Origin of the sequence: Trichocoleus sp. FACHB-591, assembly GCF_014695845.1 — a bacterium.
GTDB lineage: Bacteria > Cyanobacteriota > Cyanobacteriia > FACHB-46 > FACHB-46 > Trichocoleus.
This window is the reverse complement of sequence record NZ_JACJPA010000102.1, coordinates 47943-63154: the sequence shown is the minus strand read 5'-3', so window position 1 is coordinate 63154 and position 15212 is coordinate 47943. Positions and strand designations below refer to the sequence as shown.

Sequence of the window (15212 nt, the reverse complement as noted above, 5' to 3'; positions counted from 1 at the left end):
CTCCTTGAGTCGGCTGAGAAGCAAAAGCTTGGTTTCAACTGAGGGGCAAGGCGATCGCAAACTTCGTTCCTTGACCAGGTTCAGAGGTGAAACTCAAATGGCCTGCGTGTTTTTCCTCGACAATTTGTCGAGCGATCGACAATCCTAAGCCTGTACCCTTACCCACGGCTTTGGTCGTGAAAAATGTCTGAAAAGCTCTTGGCTGCAACTCTGACGGCATCCCCGCTCCGTTGTCAGAGATATAAACAACAATCTGCTGATCAACCAGAACGGTTTGAATCAAGATCTGAGGTGTAGCAGGCAGCGCTTCCTCCAAAGCATCAATTGCATTGGCCAGAATGTTCATAAACACTTGGTTAAGTAGCCCTAGATAACATTCCACCGGAGGTAATTCACCATAGTGCTTAACCACCTCAATGGCAGGACGGTGCTGCTCCTTACCCGCTACTCGCACACTCCCAGCCTTCAAGCGGTGGCGCAAAATCGTTAAGGTGCTCTCTAAGCCATCATGTAAATCAGCTCGCATTTTCACGGTGGCATCCGAGCGAGAAAAAGTTCTCAAAGAAATTGAGATGTCTTTAATTCTCTCTGTACTCAATTTCATAGAATGGAGCAGCTTCGGCAAATCCTCTAATGCAAACTCAACGTCAATATCGCCTAAGGTTTGCTTCAACTGCAAAGCCGCTTCAGGACAAGCCTGCTGATAAAACTCAATAACCTTCGTGATCTCAGTGACATACTCAAACGCTGGTGCCAAGTTGCTGACAATACAGCCGATGGGGTTGTTCAGTTCGTGAGCAATACCCGCAACTAGTTGTCCCAAGGCAGACATTTTTTCGCTCTGCACCAGTTGCACTTGGGAGCGTTGCAAATCTTGTAAAGCATTAGAGAGTTCAGCAGTCCGCTCTGTTACTCGCTCTTCTAGGACTGCCGCCGAGTGCTGAAGTTGAGCATTTTTCTCTTCTAAAGCTTTCGTCAGTTGCCGCAGTTGTAAATGAATATTGACCCTAGCCATCACCTCCTGCTCTTCAAAGGGTTTGGTGATGTAGTCTACTGCTCCTAATGACAAACCTTTCACCTTGCTTTCACTATCCGCCAGAGCCGTCATAAAAATCACGGGAATCGCTTGGGTGGATGAATCAGCTTTCAAGCGAGTACAAGTTTCAAAGCCGTCTATCCCTGGCATTTGAATATCTAGCAAAATGAGTTCGGGTAATTGTTGCTGAGCAATATTAATGGCGCTGACTCCATCCATTGCTACCCGCACTTTTAGACCTACTTGTTTGAGTGCTTGAGACAACACCGACAAGTTGGTGGAGTTGTCATCCACAATCAAAATAAATCCGGTCGATTGGTCATACATAGCTGATAAGCAGTGTTTGTTAAAAGTGAAGCTGTTAAAGCGGCAAAATAGATTTAAGTCAGCAGTCTGGGGCATCACTCTGGCATGGACTGCTTGAGCAAAGTCGTAAGTGCGTTTAGTTCACAGCCTTCAGCTAGCTCCGTTACTTTGCGGGCAAAGGGAACCAGTTGAGGATCGGCCTGTTCTAGTCGCTGAGCTGTCTCTATAATGCCGTCCAGATCTCCCATCGCTAACAGTTGGTGTAGGTGTTGCAATTCTTCTGCGGCTGGGAGTTTCCAGGTTGAATCTATACTCTCAGCTGGATCGACGGTTGCACCTAGCTGATCCAGCTTATGGTCATAAATCCATTCCAGTTGTAGGTAGTGTTGCATCCATTGCAATAAGGTTTCAGTCTGAATCGGCTTGGGTAAAAATTCATTGGCACCCGCTGTCATGCTCCTATATTCGTCTGTCTCAAAAGCACTCGCGGAAGAAGCAATCACAGCCGTATTTCTGAACTGAGAGAGCTGCCGTAAATGTCTAAGCATTTCAAAGCCATCCATGACTGGCATGACTAAGTCGGTGACGATCAGGTCAGGGCGTATAGCAACTGCTGTATCTAATCCTTCTTGGCCATTGTTTGCTTCAATCACCTCGAAACCGATTGGTTCTAGTAGGCTCGCTAAAACAGAACGATTTTCCCAGCGATCGTCAATGACTAAGATTTTGCGTCTGGCTCCCTGATAACCTACAATCGTGCCTTGCTGAGCTGTCCTAGCGGCAGCAGCCCAATTTTCCGCTTCTGGCAGATCTGCATCGAACCAAAATTTGCTGCCTCGGCCAAAGTTGCTTTGTACTTCCAGGCTGCTACCCATCAATCCCACAATTTTTTGGCTGATTGCCAAGCCTAGTCCAGTTCCTTCAGATTGCCTTCTGACATCTCCCACTTGCTCGAAGGGTAGGAAGATTTTCTTCACTTGCTCTAGTGTCATTCCTACGCCTGTGTCTTCTACGAGGAAGCGAATTCGCCAAGGAGAGGCATCTGTCTCGAGTTTGGCCTTCTGGCTATTGGTTCCTGGTACGGCTTGCACTTCCACCCGAAAAGTCACCTTGCCGCTATCAGTAAACTTGATGGCATTTCCCAACAGGTTGATCAGTACTTGGCGCAGTCGCTTTTCATCAGCTCGAATCCCAGTTGGCAACTCTGCATCTGGCTGATAAACAAAAGTGATCTGTTTCTGCTCTGCTCGAATTCGACAAATTTCGGCAATGCTTTGGAGGAAGGACGGAAAATGGAATTCGCTATGACTCAAATCCATTTTTCGAGCTTCAATTTTGGCTAAATCGAGGATGTCGTTGATTAGCATCAACAAGTGAGAGCCACACTGATGAATGATGCTGATGCCTTTGCGCCCCTTATCGGTCATGGATTCGGTGCGCTGGAGGATCTGGGTGTAGCCGAGAATGCCATTGAGAGGAGTGCGTAACTCGTGGCTCATGTTGGTGAGGAACTCGCTCTTGGCTTTGTTGGCGCTATCGGCGACTTCTTTGGCATTTTTAAGTTCTGCGGTGCGCTCTTCCACTCGCTGTTCTAAGGCTTGGTTGGTATTTTCTAGCGCTGTAAAGGAGTCTCGTAGTTGTTGGGCCATGCGATTGAAAGATTGAGCCAGAACAGTAAGTTCTTTGACTCCAGAAACCTCGATTTTTTGGTCAAGTTCACCCTGGGCGATCGCCTCTGAAGCCTGACTGAGCCGCAAAATCGGTCGGGTGATCCAGCGAGAGGTGTAGATCCCCAGGAGCGTAGCCAACCCCAACGCACCAAGGCAAAGCCAAATCGTGTTGATGGTATTGGCGTTAATCTGGCCCATGAAATCTGATTCGGGCATGGCAACTACGACGAGCCAATCTAAGCCCCACTCATCCTGCCAGCGGTTCACCTGGACAAACTGACGCTGGCCGTTTAGTCGGAAGTCTAGCTGATGCTGATTTTGAATTGTTTTCAGGTCACCAAAGCGATCGCCTAAATATTTAGAGGTGGCTTGAATTAAAGCATCTTGGCTTTCTACCCCTCGGAGTCTTTGCGGCTTCTCATTTACCACGGAGAAGACTGGGCGATCGCTGGAACTCGCAACCAAAAAGCCATCACGCTCCAAGATAAAAATTTTGCTGGACTGGCTGACTTGGATTTGTCGTAGGAAATCTCCAATTTGAGATAACCTCTGCTCTACGCCAACACTGCCAATCAGCTGGCCTGTTTTGTCATAAATCGGACGACTGGTCGCGATCGACAGGGGATACGAGTTAGTTTCCCATTGGTAAATTTCACTCCATCCTGGCTTACCCGTTTCAACGCCTTTGGCATACCAGCCTTCTTTTTGATATTGGTAATCTTTAGTGCCCGGAAAGGATTGGACTGGTTGACCCTGGTCATTCGTCGCATAGTTATACAGGTCTGTGCTGCCGTAGCGCTTTGGCAAAACTAGACTGATATCGGGGTTGCCATGCTTCGGAATTGAAGACTCGCGATAGTAACCAGAGGCGATGAATTCTCCTGTTTTAGAACCGTACAGAATGTAGCCAACGTTATAGATTTTTACCTGTTTAGAGAAAAATTGCGCCAAGCGGTCAGCGTCTGCTGGATTCAGCAAACCTAAATCAATTTGCTCGCCATCGATTTGGGTCAGATACCGAGTGGTGGCCGCATAATTATCGAGGTGCTGATTGACGCGATTACTTACCTCTGTTTCTAATCGGGTTGCCAACTCATTCACCGCTTTTTGTCCGTTTCGCAGTGATAAGTAGCCTGTCAGCCCCACCGCTACAAAAATCTGTAGGATGAATGGAACTACTAAAACTGTCCTGAGCGGAACTTTTCCAGAGGCTTTAACTACGGCACTCGGTATAGAATTAGACAACATAGCTCAGCGATCACTGAAGTCAGGATATGTTTCTATAGTTCCCACCCTGTCAAAAAACACCCTCACCATTAAGAAAATCTGTATTTATTGTTACTTTCTAGTTTTGAAAAAACCTGTGTCCTAACCGTTTTACCCAAAGCTTAGACTTCCTTTCATAACCATGGCCGATCAAGCTGATATCCGAATTTGTTTTGTCGGAGACTCCTTCGTCAATGGCACTGGCGACCCAGAATGCCTAGGTTGGACGGGTAGAATCTGCGCTGCGGCTAGTCATAATAACTACAACGTCACTTACTACAACCTAGGGATTCGGCGTGAGACTAGTGCGGATATTCGCGATCGCTGGCAGCAAGAAGTAGAGCGTCGTCTTCCAGCAAGTTGCGATCGCCGAGTTGTGTTTTCGTTCGGGGTGAACGATACCACGATCGAAGATGGCAAGCCGCGCGTTGACCCCAAGGATTCGATCAAAAATGCGCGTCAGATTTTGGCTGAAGCACGGCGATCGCTGCCTGTGTTGATGGTAGGGCCACCCCCTGTGGCTGATGCTGAGCAAAATCAAAGAATTATTGATCTGTCAGGGCAGTTAGGTGCGCTTTGTCAGGGGCTTGAGGTGCCGTTTTTGGAAATTGCGGGTCCACTGCGAAATTCTGAGGTTTGGATTTCAGAGGCGATCGTCAATGATGGGGCACATCCGAGAGCGGCGGGTTATGCGGAGTTGGCGGAGTTGGTGCAGAGTTGGTCGGCTTGGCGGGGTTGGTTTCCTGATCGGGGCTAAACATTGGTTTATGACACGATTCTCTGTGACACGCTCAGGATCTCTGAAACCGACCCTTGGGAGATTCTCCCCCAAACCCCCAATTGAGGGACAGCTGCGTCCCCCAAACCCCCTCCAGAGTGCAAGGCTGTCTCAAGCTAGACTTAGTTCTCTGAGCTTGAGCCGAAGCGGTAGCCTCGACCGTAGACGGTGTGGATGAGGGGGGTTTCGTTTTCGGCTTCGATTTTGCGGCGGAGGAGGCGAATCTGAGCGGCTAGGACGTTGCTGCCTGGTTTTTGGTCGGTGTCACCCCAGAGATATTCGTGGATTTGTTGGTGGGTGAGCAATTGGCCTGGATGCCGCATCAGGTATTCCAACAATTGGCTTTCCTTTTCGGAGAGATCGATCGAGCGACCTTGGCGGTACGCTAACTGGTTTTCGCGATCGAGTTCTAAATCTTCGACTCGCAGGCGGGAGGGTGCGGTGGTGGGTTCTAGGGTGGCGGGGCGACGGAGTAGAGCCCGTACGCGAGCTAGCAGTTCTCGCAGTTCAAAGGGTTTGATTAGATAGTCATCGGCTCCTGCATCTAAGCCTTGAACGCGATCGTCTAGGGTGTCTTTAGCCGTGAGAAACAAAACTGGGGTGGTGTCGCCTTGCGATCGCAACTTCTGGCAAATCTCTAAGCCCGTTTGCTGTGGCAACATCCAGTCCAGAATCAGCAAATCGTAGTGCCCCTGCGTTGCCAAATTTCCTCCTGCGGCTCCGTCATAGGCTACATCAACACCGTATCCTTCTCGTCGCAAAACATGGCTCAGCGGATCGGTAAGTTCTACTTCATCATCTACTAATAGAATTCGCATGAGCAACCAACAGCAATTCGCGATCAGCTTTCAGCTATTATTATCCTGCTGACCGCTGCACGCTGAACGTTTCTATGATTACCGTCGCATTACCCAAAGGTGCCCTGCTCAAGGATGCTATCCGTCTGCTGCAATCGGTTGGACTCGACTTTAGTGCTTTTCTGGACTCGGCCAATCGCCAATTGCAAATTTCAGACCCAACAAACACCGCCAAAGCATTATTGGTCCGGGCGCAGGATGTTCCGGTGTATGTGGAGTATGGGCAGGCACACTTAGGCATTGTGGGTTATGACGTGCTACGTGAGAAAAAGCCGCAGGTGGCTCAACTAATTGACTTGAAGTTTGGCTATTGCCGCCTCTCGGTAGCGGTGAAAGCATCGAGTCCTTACCGTTCGGCTTTGGAGTTGTCACCTAACAGCCGGGTTGCGTCTAAGTTTGTCCACTGCGCCCACGATTATTTCCAAAGTTTAGATTTGCCCGTAGAGATCATTCCGCTGTACGGTTCGGTAGAGCTAGGACCGATTACAGGCATGTCTGAGGCGATCGTAGATTTGGTTTCTAGTGGCAAGACGCTGCGCGAAAACGGCTTGATTGAAACCAATATTTTGTTTGAGAGTACCGCCCGACTGATCGCCCATCCTCTCAGCTACCGCACCAATACAGGCAACCTCCACGATTGGATTGAGAAGTTGCGGGCTGCCAGCTTAGTTAGCGCTTAGCCTCTGGGTTCATTGCCTCGGCTAAATTTGTGGCAGGCTCGACCGCGCTACATTGGAGGGACTTGCCCTTTTCTGGAACTTAACGTTTAGGTCTTAGCATGGCTGGTTCATTGCCTCGGACGGAACAGCGGCGATCGCGCGAAAATGACTGGCGGCTGTTTCTCAGATTAGTGCCTTATGCTCGGCGCAGCGGTCGGTTGCTCGCCACCTCTACGGTACTTTTGGTGCCGCTGGCGATCGCGGGAGCCATTCAACCCATCATTATTGGGCAGGCTATTTCCTTTATTAAGCAAGAACCAGCCACTTTTGATTTTCTACAGAAACAGCCACTTCTCGATGGCATCAATATCCTGGCGGGTTTGCTGCTCCTGACGATTGTGGTGCGGCTGGTTTTGGACTCGATCCAAGGCTATTTAGTGCAGAACTTGGGCCAGCAGATTACGGCTGATATCCGGAATGACCTGTTCGATCATGTCACATCGTTAGCGGTGCGCTTCTTTGATCGCACTCCCGTAGGTCGCTTAATCACCCGCCTGACCAGCGACGTGGAAGCCTTGGGCGACGTGTTCGCCACCGGTGCGGTGGGGATTGTCAGCGATCTGTTCAATATGGTCGCGATCGCGATCGCCATGTTCAGCTTGCAGTGGCAACTAGCATCAATTTTGGTGGTGATGCTGTTGCCCGTGACGGGACTGATTATTTACTTTCAGAAAGAGTATCGCCAAGCCAACTACAAAGCCCGGGAAGAACTCTCAGCCCTCAACTCCACCCTACAAGAAAATATTGTCGGTATCGGCGTGGTGCAACTGTTCCGCCGGGAAAAATTCAACTCGGAATTGTTCCGCAATATTAACCAACGATATGTCAAAGAAGTCGATCGCACCATTTTTTACGACTCGGCAGTTTCGGCCACCTTGGAATGGGTCTCACTGGTGGCGATCGCGGCAGTGCTTTGGTTGGGTGGCACCTTGATTCTGCAAGGCAATTTAGCCCTAGGTACGCTTTCGGCTTTCGTGATCTTTGCCCAGCGCCTCTTCGACCCACTACGACAATTTGCCGAAAAATTCACAGCAATTCAATCGGGTTTTACTGCAGTTGAACGGATTAGCGACATCTTGAATGAACCCATCGAGATTCGTGATCCTGTCGGAGTCACACCCAAACTCCCCGATGCTGCCACTAGAGGGGAAATTCGTTTCGAGCACGTCTGGTTTGCTTACAAAAACGATGAGTACGTGCTCAAAGACCTGGACTTCACGATTCGTCCTGGAGAGAAAATTGCTCTAGTCGGCCCAACTGGAGCCGGAAAAAGCTCGATTATTCGGCTGCTGTGCCGCTTATATGAACCCACTCAAGGCCGCATCTTAGTCGATGGCATTGACGTCCGAAATTTGCCCCAACACGAGTTGCGTCAGCACATTGGCGTGATTCTGCAAGACGGCTTCCTCTTCGCCGGAGATGTCAAAGGCAATATTTCTCTGGGCGAAGATTATCCTTTTGCAGATATCCAAGATGCCGCCGAGCGAACCAATGTCGCCAAACTAATTGAGCAATTGCCTCAAGGCTACGACACCATTTTGAGAGAACGGGGCACCAACTTATCGGGAGGCCAGAAACAGCTCCTAGCCTTTGCCCGCGTGGCTATTCGGAGCCCTCAAATCTTGGTGCTAGACGAAGCGACTGCTAGTTTAGATGTCAGCACCGAAGCTTTGATTCAAGAAGCACTAGACCGTTTGCTCGTAGGCCGTACCGCCATTATCATCGCTCACCGACTCTCCACCATTCGCAACGTCGATCGCATCTTTGTACTCAAACGCGGTCAGCTAGTAGAATCCGGTAGTCATGACGAATTACTCGAACTCAGCGGTTTATACGCTAGCCTCTACCGACTCCAAATGCTGGAGTCCTAACACTATTGATACTCTTGAAGATTTTGTCTAAGTAATGTGTTCCCTAAAAGTTGAGACGGTGTAGGGAAGTCGGCCGATGCGGCGGCGATCGATCGCGCTGGGGGAGCGAGAAACTCCAACTCACAGGCCGCAAAAAGCATCAGCCTGGAGTTATAAGTGCTAGAACAGGCTACCAGTTCCGCTTCCCAGGTCTTTTCTAGCAGAGATAGGTCTTCTAGGCCAGTTAAGCGCTGACTAACTGCGGTCGGCTCTAAGGATTGAAGCCAATCCACATCAACCAAATCGTCAATTTGCAAAGGTTCTAGCGCTACCGTAGCGGTCTCAAGCTGAGTGACTGCCCCTGCCTCTACTACAGGCAACCCCAACGAAAGCGAAATGCGCTGAGGGGCAATATCAGATTGGAGAGCGATCGCGAGCATGGCAGTGATTGAAACGGTGCAGCCGAGACAAGCTCCGACTGTTAACCACTGCTCCAATTTCATGTTCATTCTGACTTCCCAATCGCAGGTTGATATCTATTGTAGATACAACACCCGATCCGAGAATTCTGTATTCAAACGCCTTAATTTTGTAAAGTTTTTGCCAGTCTAGCGATCGCGCCTGCGTTACAATGTTTTTTCACTCGCCGAGGGATAAGCCAAACCCTGACGGAGCAAAGGTCAGCAGTCATCTAACCTCGGTGTTTCCGGCTCTGCTTTTCTGCTTCACCGATGAGCCAGTAACCATAGGAAGTGGTAGCAAAGAAGGTAATCAACAAGAGCCAGTTGGTCGAATTAAATGCGAAGTCCATAGGATTTTCCTAGAGTTTAAGTTTCGGAGAGAATGACCGCTCATTGCAGTAATGTCTGTAAGCCTGCCACTCATCGTTAAGCGAAGTTAACTACCTCAGTTTTTTCCCGACCTGCCTCTAACAGGTATTCGCCTGCAACACCCAAAAAGTCTAGGCTGACGGGTGCAACTAGCATGACTGCTTCTAGGATTAACTCCACAAATAGCCGTTTCCAATGCTTACGTTGCAATTTCATGGCCTACCTACCTTCTGGGGGTTAGAGTGGGTGGGAGGAGAGCAGGCTTGAGAAGATCGTTATCTGCATCAAGTTGGGTTCATATTAAAAATTCCAGCTCTAGGTTGAATGCGAACCCTTACTGAAATCTTTGTCTTCCCCAAATTAGCTCCAGTAAAATCACGAGCCGTATTCTCCGCAGCCTTCACTCAAGAAAAATACCAAAGGCGATCGCTATTACTGAAATACCTTGGATAGCGAAGCCCTTAATTAAGACAACAAACGGGCTGCCAGAATTCCGCCCACAAAACCAAACAAATGCCCCAGCCAAGACACACCACGGCGTGAGGGCAAAATGCCCCAAATCAAGCCACCATAAAACAGGCCCACAAAGAGCGAAATCATGCCAGTCCAAAGACTGCGCTCAAAGTAGCCGTATAAAAGTAAAAACCCCAAGTAACCAAAGATTAAGCCACTCGCTCCTAAATGCACTGAGCGGGTCGCACCAAACAGCCAAACTCCCAACCCACTGACGAGCACGGTTACGGCGCTCACCACAAAGAAGTAGTGAATATCTTGGAGCATCACCAGCCAACCTAGAGTCACAAGGGGCATGCTGTTAGCCGCTAAGTGCTTAAAACTGCCATGCAGGAACGGAGCTAGAATAATGCCACTTAGTCCTCTGAGGCTACGGGGTCGAATGCCAAACCGATTCAAGGCTCCTTGAAAAATCAAAAAGTCAATGATTTCCAAGGCCCAAATTAACAGCAGTAGCCCTCCTAGAATGGTGGCTTGAGTTTCAAAGTTCTGTTCTAAGTCAGGCAGTTGTTCTGAAATTCGATTAATCTCCTGCGTCCAGGCTGGGAGACTGGTGTCAGTAGTAATTAAGTTCAGTTTTAACTCCATGCCATCCGCTGCTACTCTACCTTTCCATAGCTTCTACCTAATATCTCACCACGCTAATTTCGTTGCTAGGGCTGCTGTGCGCAATGTAGCCCTGCAAACTTAATCTAGTTCAGGGTTAGGGAACTCCGCCTATCGACCAATTTCCTTAGGTGGAAGAAAACAGAAACCAGCCAAGCTACAGTGTATTCAACAAGGGAACGGGAAGCGAGCCCAGTCCTCCTCTTACTAGATACTCAGTTAGCCAGATTTCTCCAATACAAAACTTATTAACCTCTAGACGCCAATCTAGAGGTTATTTTTTGCTCATTTCTTCTGCGACGGCCCGACTGCATCAAAAGAAAAACCCCGGTCCCTGCCGAGGTTTTAGAGAGGAGAAAAATCCGAAATGTTAAATACTTTATTCATTGATACAAGCTCAGGTTGGCCAATTCCTGGAAGATTTCTCTAGTTTTAGGGTAATGGCTCTAGCAGCAAAAGTAGGCAAATGGGGAACTCAGCTTAGTGGAGCTTTATTGTCTTTTTGTGCTAACTTCATCCGGACTAGCCCACCTACAAACCGAATCTTCATTATGAAGATGAAGAATTTATTGACCCCCGGTTCAGCCTACAGGTCTGGGGGCTTTTTTACCGAAACTGTTGATGCTCAACCCGCTAAGGTGAAAGACGCTATAGCTATGGCTACTCTTACCTAAAACTTCTCTAGTTAAGAAAAAGTTAAGGGAAAGGCGATCGCTTGAATGCTCATTGCCCAAAATTAACCCTGTGAAATAGGGTTTGCCTCATCTGTTGAAATTAGGCTAGTCTCTATGCTTGCTATGCCCCTCTATACCTAGCTTGACGATACATTTTGTGAAACATCGGCAGAAATTCTTTAATCCACAGGCGGGGATGGCGTCTGTAATACCGTAAAACCAGTGGCATAGACAAAGCTGCTTTGAGTTTTTCTTGGACAGATAGTTCACGTCCCAGAGCAGACTGCCACTTGCGAACGTAAATGTTCCACTCTAGAGATACTAAGTCATCTTGTAAGAAGCACCATTTTTGAGCATGAGCTTTGGCAAAGGATTGAAAATGGTGGTCTTCTAACAAAAAGCGCATAAATTGCTGAGTGGCTACAGTTAAATCCTGCACATTGGTAGTGTCTCCATTACTCGTTCCATGCACTCGCCAGCGAAACGTACACGCCTTGCTCACAATCACATCACGCCCTAAACACAATTTCATCAACAAACCACTGTCGCTATGAAATCCCCGAGGGAAGTCAGGATAACCACCGAGGGTGCGAATTTCACTGGTTCGGGCCAAATTAGTGACGAAGCACTTAAAGCCATGCTGGCCTAAGCTCCAGCGACGGATAAAATCTTGCCCTGTCATTAATCCCAGCAGCTTATCGGTGGATGTTGAAATCACTTGACTAGCGCGATCGATCACCTCTTGGTGGGAAATGGCTACCGATGCACTAGGATGAGCTTCTAAAGCACTGACCAACTCTGAGACATAATTCGGGCTAATTTCATCATCATCACAGAGCAAAACAAAATACTCTCCAGAAGCGGCTTGTATTAATTGGTTAAAGTGTTCTACAACAGGCACGCTGGTGGGATTCTGCCGAAATTTATAAGGCTTGAAGTAGTGCTGACAGACCAGGTCACGAACCTTTGAACCATTCATGCCATTGTCAGAAACAATTAATTCGATATAAGGATAGTCTTGTAAATTGACTGACTTTAAGGCTTCAGACAAATATGCAAGAGACTTATAAACAGGGATTGCAACCGTAACTAATTTGGCTACTGATTGAGACATTGAACAAACTTTAAAGCTTGAGGTAGGTAAGCAAAAGACTTAATTAGGGATTGTAACTACGACTAATTTGGCCTCCGATTAGAACGTTGAAATATCCCCATAGAGTTTTTGCAAAACTCTAGAGTTTCCAATCGAAAAACTGCTAAGTATAGTCTCCACTTAACAGTGGTCTAAGGACTCAATAGACCACGTTTCATCTAGAGCCTTGTGTTCCTTATACAGTACTTCTCAAACACCAGGCTATGGAAGCTCAGATATTTTACAAAATCCTTACTGACTTAGATACATCGTTTTATAAAGCCCAAACCCGATATTTAATCGAGCCTTCAATTCTACCAATGCACCTAGCTAGATCACCCAACCAGCGCACTCGTGAACCTTTCTGATAAAGCTGACGAGAGCGTTTCAACAAACGGACCCATTCTAAAAGACCAGATTGCCAAGGTAACGCAGGCATACCCAAAGGTCGATATTTCTTGTAGAGCAAGACGTTGTAGACTCCCCAGAGCCGAGCTTGCTGAAACCGTTTGGCTAAAGAATCACGGAGACGGTACTGAATCACCACCGTATCCACAAACTTCAGCTCAGTTCCTGCTAGTTGGACTCGCCAGCAGTAATCAGTGTCTTGCAGGCGTAGCATTGTTTCGTCATACCCACCAACAGCTTCGTGAATGGCACGTTTAATGCCCAAATTGCTGCTAGCAGCATGAGGTAAGAACGGAGGATACTTATAGTCCTGCAAGCCTTTTTGCTGCAAAAGAGTACGAGATTTGAGAAGCCAAGGTTCATTAAGCTTGTCAAATTCATGGCGACCGGCAACAAAGTCGTGCTCAGCCAAGGCCTGCCCCATTGCCGCCACCCAACTTTCGGCAACTTCGTCATCCGCATCACAGAAGGCAAGAAACTCTCCTTGAGCCACTTTGGCTCCTGTGTTGCGAGCATGAGCAGCACCAGGTTGATCAGATGCATCAACAATTCGTAGATTTGGAACACGATCTTTGAATTGTTTGGCGATCGCTAGTGAGCTATCGGTTGAGCCATTATCTGCAACAATTACTTCCCACAGTTCTGACCACTCTTGCTTTGCCAGTGCCTCTAATTGCACTCCGATCGTATCAGCCGCATTGAAGCAAGGAACAATTACACTCAGCTTCATAGAAAAATCTTTTAAGGAAATAATTAGGAGGTGGATTGCCAGAGCCAATAGACCTTTTGCAGATTAGCTTCTCGAGAGGGTTGCCAGGGCTCTGAAAATGAGAAAAATCAGGACATTACCATCGAAAAGCGTCCTGACGATGAACTACACGATAGCGCAAACTCTGTCCCCTAAGCACTTTAAGCGTCGTTTTGGGGTTCAACGAAGCACCTTTCGTCAAATGGTGAATACCCGCCACCCCTTGTGGCGGCCTGTTCCTAAATTAGGTGCTAAGCCCAAGCTAGGGATTGAGGCTCGGGTGCTGGTGGCGTTGGAGTATTGGCGAGAGTATCGCACCTACTTCCACATTGGCAGCAGTTGGGGTGAGCGAAGCAAGTGTTTGCCGCATTGTGCACTGGGTTGAGGACGCCTTGATGCGCTCTGGTCGGTTCCGCTTACCTGGCAAGAAACAACTGCTGCAGGACTTTGCCAAACCGCAGGTGGTCATGCTCGATGTGACTGAAACTCCCATTGAGCGACCGCAGCACCGTCAGCAGTGGTTCCACTCAGGCAAAAAGAAGAGACACACCCTCAAATGCCAACTGGTCGTTGAGCCAGCGACAGGTCGCATCCTCTGCACCTTTTTTGGCAAGGGACGTCGTCACGATTTCAAGTTGTTCCAAGCCTCAGGGGTTCATTTTCATCCTCAAACACAAAGTTTGCAGGATAAGGGCTATCAGGGGATGCAGAAACTTCATCTCAACAGTTGCTTACCCAAAAAGAAACCAAGAGGCGGGCAACCGAGTTGTGAGGACAAAGCTTACAATCGCACCTTAGCTCGCGATCGGGTCGTGATTGAGCAGGTCAATCGCTGCTTGAAGATTTTTAGAATCTTGGCTGAGTGCTATCGCAATCGCTGTCGTCGCTTTGGGCTGCGATGCAATTTGATTGCTGCTTTGTACAACTATGAGCAGTCTCAAGCTCAGTGATTGGTTCTAATCTACAAGAGGTCTATTGTCAAACGACTCAAAGGTAAAACTTCACGTCTGCTGCAACAGGAGTACCTAGAGTTAGAGAAGCAATACTGGGGCAAACATTTTTGGGCCATTGGGTATGAAGCGTGGAGTACAGGGAACTTGACGGAGGAACTCGTAGCTGAGTACCTGGAGCACCATCGGCAACCGTCGAATTAGGATAACGACAACTTTTTGCTGGAGTAGTTAACGGGGACTTTCAGTCCCGTCTAACCTCTGCACTGCAAGTGCAGAGTGGGTGAGTTTAAGCAGTCTCTCAAAACCCATCGGAAACACAACCTGCTAGAGTGATGCAGCGTCTCTCTTTGCACCAATGACTCATGCCTGATTCTGCCAAAATTCAAAGCATTTACACCGATGGAGCCTGCTCTGGCAATCCTGGCCCCGGTGGGTGGGGAGTCGTCGTTTACTTCACCGATGGTTCCAGGCAGGAATTAGGCGGTGGCGCAGCAGCGACCACCAACAACCGCATGGAAATGCAAGCCGCGATCGCTGCGTTAGAGTTTCTTGCCACTGCTAAACAAAGCGAACCAATTAGCCTTTACACCGACAGCGAGTATGTCAAAAATGGCGTAACTAAATGGGTCGCGGGTTGGAAGAAAAAAGGGTGGAAAACCGCGCAGGGCAAAGCCGTTTTGAACCAAGATTTGTGGCAAACCCTAGATGAACTGAACTCGAAACAGGTAGAGTGGCGATATGTTCGCGGCCATGCGGGAGATGTGGGGAACGAACGCTGCGATGCGATCGCTCGTAGCTTTTCCCTGAGCAGACCTATAGCCTTGAAGCAACGCTCGCCCCAAACAGCAAACTCTAAAAATTCTCTA

The 15212-nt window shown here is 48.4% G+C and carries 12 protein-coding genes and 2 pseudogenes; 6 read left to right on the top strand and 8 right to left on the bottom strand.

What is annotated here, in order from left to right:
• Positions 1-34: 34 nt before the first annotated feature.
• Positions 35-1438: a response regulator gene (locus tag H6F90_RS20385; RefSeq protein WP_242024558.1), complete on the bottom strand. Its 1404-nt coding sequence runs from the start codon at positions 1436-1438 to the stop codon at positions 35-37.
• Positions 1438-4260 (bottom strand): hybrid sensor histidine kinase/response regulator, encoded by a 2823-nt coding sequence (locus H6F90_RS20380; protein WP_190554092.1) that lies wholly within the window; start codon positions 4258-4260, stop codon positions 1438-1440. Before H6F90_RS20380 ends, H6F90_RS20385 begins: the two co-directional genes overlap by 1 nt.
• 160 nt (positions 4261-4420) lie before the next feature.
• Here H6F90_RS20380 and H6F90_RS20375 point away from each other — a divergent pair, with 160 nt between their 5' ends.
• Positions 4421-5035, top strand: coding sequence for a GDSL-type esterase/lipase family protein (locus H6F90_RS20375; RefSeq protein WP_190554091.1), 615 nt, complete (start codon positions 4421-4423; stop codon positions 5033-5035).
• Between the two features lie 143 nt (positions 5036-5178).
• On the opposite strand, the gene rppA is transcribed toward H6F90_RS20375, so the two are convergent.
• On the bottom strand, positions 5179-5874 hold the full coding sequence (gene rppA / locus H6F90_RS20370) for a two-component system response regulator RppA (protein ID WP_190554090.1): 696 nt from the start codon (positions 5872-5874) through the stop codon (positions 5179-5181).
• A 74-nt stretch (positions 5875-5948) separates the two neighbouring features.
• Between rppA and hisG the strand changes: the two genes are divergently transcribed.
• Complete coding sequence (hisG, locus tag H6F90_RS20365) at positions 5949-6593, top strand: ATP phosphoribosyltransferase (RefSeq protein WP_190554089.1); 645 nt, start codon at positions 5949-5951, stop codon at positions 6591-6593.
• 98 nt (positions 6594-6691) lie between these two features.
• Complete coding sequence (locus H6F90_RS20360) at positions 6692-8503, top strand: ABC transporter ATP-binding protein (protein ID WP_190554088.1); 1812 nt, start codon at positions 6692-6694, stop codon at positions 8501-8503.
• A 2-nt stretch (positions 8504-8505) separates the two neighbouring features.
• Here H6F90_RS20360 and H6F90_RS20355 read toward each other — a convergent pair whose 3' ends face one another.
• The 5 genes from H6F90_RS20355 to H6F90_RS20335 all read right to left on the bottom strand — a co-directional run bounded on the left by H6F90_RS20355 (position 8506) and on the right by H6F90_RS20335 (position 13375).
• The gene (locus H6F90_RS20355) at positions 8506-8991 is read right to left on the bottom strand and encodes a hypothetical protein (protein ID WP_190554087.1); all 486 of its coding nucleotides are present in this window, start codon (positions 8989-8991) and stop codon (positions 8506-8508) included.
• Between the two features lie 378 nt (positions 8992-9369).
• Entirely contained in the window at positions 9370-9528 is a 159-nt protein-coding gene (locus H6F90_RS20350; RefSeq protein ID WP_190554086.1) for a hypothetical protein, read from the bottom strand.
• A 249-nt stretch (positions 9529-9777) separates the two neighbouring features.
• Positions 9778-10413: a rhomboid family intramembrane serine protease gene (locus tag H6F90_RS20345; protein WP_190554085.1), complete on the bottom strand. Its 636-nt coding sequence runs from the start codon at positions 10411-10413 to the stop codon at positions 9778-9780.
• 813 nt (positions 10414-11226) lie between these two features.
• A complete protein-coding gene (locus H6F90_RS20340) occupies positions 11227-12219 on the bottom strand; it encodes a glycosyltransferase family A protein (RefSeq protein ID WP_190554084.1) in 993 nt (330 codons plus the stop codon).
• Between the two features lie 292 nt (positions 12220-12511).
• The gene (locus tag H6F90_RS20335; RefSeq protein WP_190554083.1) at positions 12512-13375 is read right to left on the bottom strand and encodes a glycosyltransferase family 2 protein; all 864 of its coding nucleotides are present in this window, start codon (positions 13373-13375) and stop codon (positions 12512-12514) included.
• 139 nt (positions 13376-13514) lie between these two features.
• Between H6F90_RS20335 and H6F90_RS20330 the strand changes: the two genes are divergently transcribed.
• The 3 genes and pseudogenes from H6F90_RS20330 to rnhA form a co-directional block, all read left to right on the top strand.
• A protein-coding gene (locus tag H6F90_RS20330; protein ID WP_242024557.1) for an IS5 family transposase occupies positions 13515-14343 on the top strand; the annotation gives its coding sequence in 2 pieces (ribosomal slippage) (positions 13515-13738 and positions 13737-14343; 831 coding nt in all).
• 24 nt (positions 14344-14367) lie between these two features.
• A pseudogene (locus tag H6F90_RS20325) lies at positions 14368-14547 on the top strand (transposase); the annotation flags it as partial.
• Positions 14548-14708: 161 nt separating this feature from the next.
• Positions 14709-15137 (top strand): annotated as a pseudogene (gene rnhA, locus H6F90_RS31605) (ribonuclease HI); the annotation flags it as partial.
• Positions 15138-15212: the final 75 nt, after the last annotated feature.

Excerpts from the sequence above, each read along its gene's own strand:
- H6F90_RS20385 (WP_242024558.1), bottom strand. The coding sequence starts at position 1,438 with ATGCCCCAGACTGCTGACTTAAATCTATTTTGCCGCTTTAACAGCTTC.
- H6F90_RS20380 (WP_190554092.1), bottom strand. The coding sequence starts at position 4,260 with ATGTTGTCTAATTCTATACCGAGTGCCGTAGTTAAAGCCTCTGGAAAA.
- H6F90_RS20375 (WP_190554091.1), top strand. The coding sequence starts at position 4,421 with ATGGCCGATCAAGCTGATATCCGAATTTGTTTTGTCGGAGACTCCTTC.
- rppA (WP_190554090.1), bottom strand. The coding sequence starts at position 5,874 with ATGCGAATTCTATTAGTAGATGATGAAGTAGAACTTACCGATCCGCTG.
- hisG (WP_190554089.1), top strand. The coding sequence starts at position 5,949 with ATGATTACCGTCGCATTACCCAAAGGTGCCCTGCTCAAGGATGCTATC.
- H6F90_RS20360 (WP_190554088.1), top strand. The coding sequence starts at position 6,692 with ATGGCTGGTTCATTGCCTCGGACGGAACAGCGGCGATCGCGCGAAAAT.
- H6F90_RS20355 (WP_190554087.1), bottom strand. The coding sequence starts at position 8,991 with ATGAACATGAAATTGGAGCAGTGGTTAACAGTCGGAGCTTGTCTCGGC.
- H6F90_RS20350 (WP_190554086.1), bottom strand. The coding sequence starts at position 9,528 with ATGAAATTGCAACGTAAGCATTGGAAACGGCTATTTGTGGAGTTAATC.
- H6F90_RS20345 (WP_190554085.1), bottom strand. The coding sequence starts at position 10,413 with ATGGAGTTAAAACTGAACTTAATTACTACTGACACCAGTCTCCCAGCC.
- H6F90_RS20340 (WP_190554084.1), bottom strand. The coding sequence starts at position 12,219 with ATGTCTCAATCAGTAGCCAAATTAGTTACGGTTGCAATCCCTGTTTAT.
- H6F90_RS20335 (WP_190554083.1), bottom strand. The coding sequence starts at position 13,375 with ATGAAGCTGAGTGTAATTGTTCCTTGCTTCAATGCGGCTGATACGATC.